The 3,582-nt window shown below is 72.6% G+C and carries 4 protein-coding genes; all 4 read left to right on the forward strand.

Features of this window, described 5'->3' with window-relative positions; translation table 11 throughout:
* Nucleotides 1-747 (forward strand): ABC transporter permease (locus F3J18_RS36180; RefSeq protein ID WP_166916952.1); only part of this gene is annotated, 747 nt, incomplete at its 5' end.
* Nucleotides 740-1,669: an ABC transporter permease gene (locus F3J18_RS36185; protein WP_166916954.1), complete on the forward strand. Its 930-nt coding sequence runs from the start codon at nt 740-742 to the stop codon at nt 1,667-1,669. The genes F3J18_RS36180 and F3J18_RS36185, both read left to right, overlap by 8 nt.
* Nucleotides 1,670-1,696: 27 nt before the next feature.
* A complete protein-coding gene (locus F3J18_RS36190) occupies nt 1,697-2,395 on the forward strand; it encodes an isochorismatase family cysteine hydrolase (protein WP_166916956.1) in 699 nt (232 codons plus the stop codon).
* A partial coding sequence (locus F3J18_RS38425; protein ID WP_240156505.1) for an ATP-binding cassette domain-containing protein occupies nt 2,395-3,582 on the forward strand: 1,188 nt, incomplete at its 3' end. The genes F3J18_RS36190 and F3J18_RS38425, both read left to right, overlap by 1 nt.

Here is a 3,582-nt window from a genome sequence, read left to right on the forward strand (position 1 = left end):
TTGTGGATCGGCGCGGCCGGCGCGCTGCGCCAGTGGCGCGGCGTCAACGAGACGATCAGCAGCCTGCTGCTGTCCTATATCGCGATCGCGGTGTTCAAGTTCCTGGTGGAAGGGCCGCTGCGCGACCCGGCCAGCCTCAACAAGCCTTCCACGCGGCCGATCCCCGACGCCTTCGCGATCGGCTCGCTGCCCGGCCTCGACGTGCACTGGGGCCTGCTGTGGGGCGCGCTGGCCTGCCTCGCGGCCTGGGTGCTGGTGCGTCACGCCACCCAGGGTTTCGCGATGCGCATCGTCGGCGGCAACCCGCGCGCGGCGCGCCTGGCCGGGCTGCCGGTGGCGCGCCTCACCTTGCTGGCCTGCACGCTCGGCGGCGCGGCCGCGGGCCTGGCCGGCCTGTTCGAGACCGCCGCCGTGCAGGGCGCGGCCAATGCCTCGCTGCTGGTCGGCTATGGCTACGGCGGCATCCTGGTGGCCTTCGCGGCGCGCCACAACCCGCTCGCGATCGTGCTCTGCGCGATCGGCATCGGCGGCATGGAGGCCAGCGGCAGCCTGCTGCAGCGGCGCCTGGACCTGCCCGACGCCACCACCCTGGTGCTGCAGGGCCTGCTGTTCGCCAACCTGCTCGCCTTCGAGGCGCTCGGCCCGCGGCTGGCCGCCTGGCGCCTGAAGCTGCAGGACGCGGCCCGCGCCGCCCGGCCGCTCGACACCGACACGGCGCTCGCCGCCATGGAGAACACCCATGCCTGAGCTGCATTCGCCCCTGGCGATCCTGCTGTTGTCGCTGGCGGCCGGCGCGATCCGCGTCAGCACGCCCTACCTGTTCGTGAGCCTCGGCGAATGCCTGACCGAGAAGGCCGGCCGCGTCAACCTGGGCCTGGAAGGCGTGCTGGTATCGGGCGCCATGACCGGCTACGCCACCGCCTGCCTGAGCGGCTCGCCCTGGCTCGGGGTGCTCGCCGCGGCCGGCGCCGGCCTGCTGCTGGGCGCGCTGCACGGCCTGGTCTGCTCGCTGCCGCGCGTCTCGGACATCGCCTTCGGCATCGCGCTGATGCTGCTCGGCACGGGCCTGGCCTTCTTCCTCGGCAAGCCCTTCATCGAGCCGCAGGCGCCGATGCTGGGCTCGCTCGATCTCGGGCGCTGGGCCGCCAGCCTGCCGCAACTGCACAACGCGCTGCGCATCAGCCCGCTGTTCCTGCTCGGCATCGTGCTGGCGCTCGCGCTGCAATGGGGCCTGCGCCACACGCGCTGGGGCATGGTGCTGCGCCTGGTGGGCGACCACGCCGAAACCGCGCGCGCGCTCGGCTACCACGGCACGCGGGTGCGGATCGCGGCCACCTCGGTGGGCGGCGCGCTGGCCGCGGTGGGCGGCGCCTACCTGTCGCTGGTCTACCCGGGAAGCTGGAACGAGGGGCTGTCGAGCGGCCAGGGCCTGATGGCCGTGGCGCTGGTGATCTTCGCGCGCTGGCAGCCGCTGCGCTGCCTGGCCGCCTCGCTGCTGTTCGGCGCGGCCGGCGCGCTCGGCCCGGCCCTGCAGGCGATCGGCGTGACCGCCGGCTACGACCTCTGGAACGCCGCACCCTATGTGCTGACGCTGGCCATCATGATCCTCCACTGCCGTCCCGATCGCCGCTTCGCCGGCGCGCCGGGCGAGCTGAGCCTCACGCGCTGACGCGCATCGTCAAGGAACGCCTCACCGATGAACCGCCATATCGAAGCCAAACCCTATCCCTGGCCCTATGACGGCGCGCTGCGCCCCGACAACACCGCCCTGGTCGTGATCGACATGCAGACCGATTTCTGCGGCCACGGCGGCTACGTCGACAAGATGGGCTACGACCTGTCGCTCACGCGCGCGCCGATCGAACCGATCGGCCGCGTGCTGGCGGCGATGCGCGCGCAGGGCTACACCATCATCCATACCCGCGAGGGCCATCGCCCCGACCTCTCCGACCTGCCCGCCAACAAGCGCTGGCGCAGCCGCCAAGCCGGCACCGACGGCGTCGGCATCGGCGACGACGGCCCCTGCGGGCGGATCCTGGTGCGCGGCGAGCCGGGCTGGGAAATCATCGAGGAACTCGCGCCGCTCACCGGCGAGGTGGTGATCGACAAACCCGGCAAGGGCTCGTTCTACGCCACCGACCTGGAGCTGATCCTGCGCACGCGCGGCATCGTCAACCTGATCCTGACCGGCATCACCACCGACGTCTGCGTCCACACCACCATGCGCGAGGCCAACGACCGCGGCTTCGAGTGCGTGATGCTGGCCGACTGCTGCGGCGCCACCGATCCCGCCAACCACGCCGCCGCCTTGCACATGGTGACCATGCAGGGCGGCGTGTTCGGCGCGGTGTCGAGCTCGGCGGCCCTGCTCGCCACGCTGGGAGCCGCGTCGTGATGCGCCGCGTGGCGCGCCCGATCGGCGCCGCCAGCGCCGCCGATGCGCTGGACGCCGCCAACGGCCGCGCGCTCGGCATCGAGGTGATCGGCGCGAGCAAGTCGTTCGGCGCGTTCCGCGCGCTCGACCAGGTCTCGCTGAAGATCGCGCCGGGCAGCGTGCATGCGCTGCTCGGCGAGAACGGCGCGGGCAAGAGCACCCTGGTGAAGGGGCTGGTCGGCTACGGGCCGCTCGACGCGGGGCAGATCATCGCCGGCGCGCGCGAGGTGCGGATCGCCTCGCCGCGCGACGCGCAGGCGCTCGACATCGGCATGGTCTACCAGCACTTCACGCTGGCCGCGGGCATGTCGGTGGAGGAAAACCTGCTGCTCGCGCGCGCCGCGCTGCCCTGGCGCATCGACTGGCGCGCCGAGCGCGGCCGCCTGGAACGCTTCCTGGCGCGCATGCCGTTCCGGCTCAGGCTGGATGCGCCCGTGTCGAGCCTCGCGGCGGGCGAGAAGCAGAAGCTGGAGATCCTCAAGCAGCTCTACCTGGAGCGGCGCTTCCTGATCCTCGACGAGCCGACCTCGGTGCTCACGCCGCAGGAAGCCGACGAGGTGCTCGGCCTGATGCGCGAGCTGGCCAGCGCGCGCGTGCTGACGGTGCTGATGATCACCCACAAGTTTCGCGAGGTGCTCGATTTCGCCGACGCGGTGACGGTGCTGCGCAAGGGCCGCGCGGTGGCGCAGGCGAACGTGGCCGATACCAGCCGCGACGAGCTGGCGGCCTGGATGATGGGCGTGGAGACGGCGGCAAGGGACGCGGCCGATGACGCGACCACGGATGCGACGGATGCGACGGATGCGACGAAAAGCGCATCGGCAAGCGTGACGACAAGCGCGGCGAAAAACGCGGCAACGATCGCAACGACGATCGCGACGACAGGCGCCGTGACGAGCGCGACCTCCAGCCCCGCCGCATCGCTGCCCGACACGACACTCGCGGCGCGCGCCACGCGCCGCCCCTGCCCCGCCGACGCGCCGATCGGCCTCGAGGCCAGCGGCCTCACGGTGCGCGACGACCTCGGCCTGCCGGCCGTGCGCGAACTCTCGCTGGCGGTGCGCCGCGGCGAGATCCTCGGCATCGCCGGCGTCTCCGGCAACGGCCAGAAGGCCCTGGTCGAGGCCCTGATCGGCCAGCGCCAGCCG

It is taken from the genome of Burkholderia sp. Ax-1720 (assembly GCF_011753035.1).
Taxonomy (GTDB): domain Bacteria; phylum Pseudomonadota; class Gammaproteobacteria; order Burkholderiales; family Burkholderiaceae; genus Burkholderia; species Burkholderia gladioli.

Excerpts from the sequence above, each read along its gene's own strand:
- F3J18_RS36185 (WP_166916954.1), top strand. The coding sequence starts at position 740 with ATGCCTGAGCTGCATTCGCCCCTGGCGATCCTGCTGTTGTCGCTGGCG.
- F3J18_RS36190 (WP_166916956.1), top strand. The coding sequence starts at position 1,697 with ATGAACCGCCATATCGAAGCCAAACCCTATCCCTGGCCCTATGACGGC.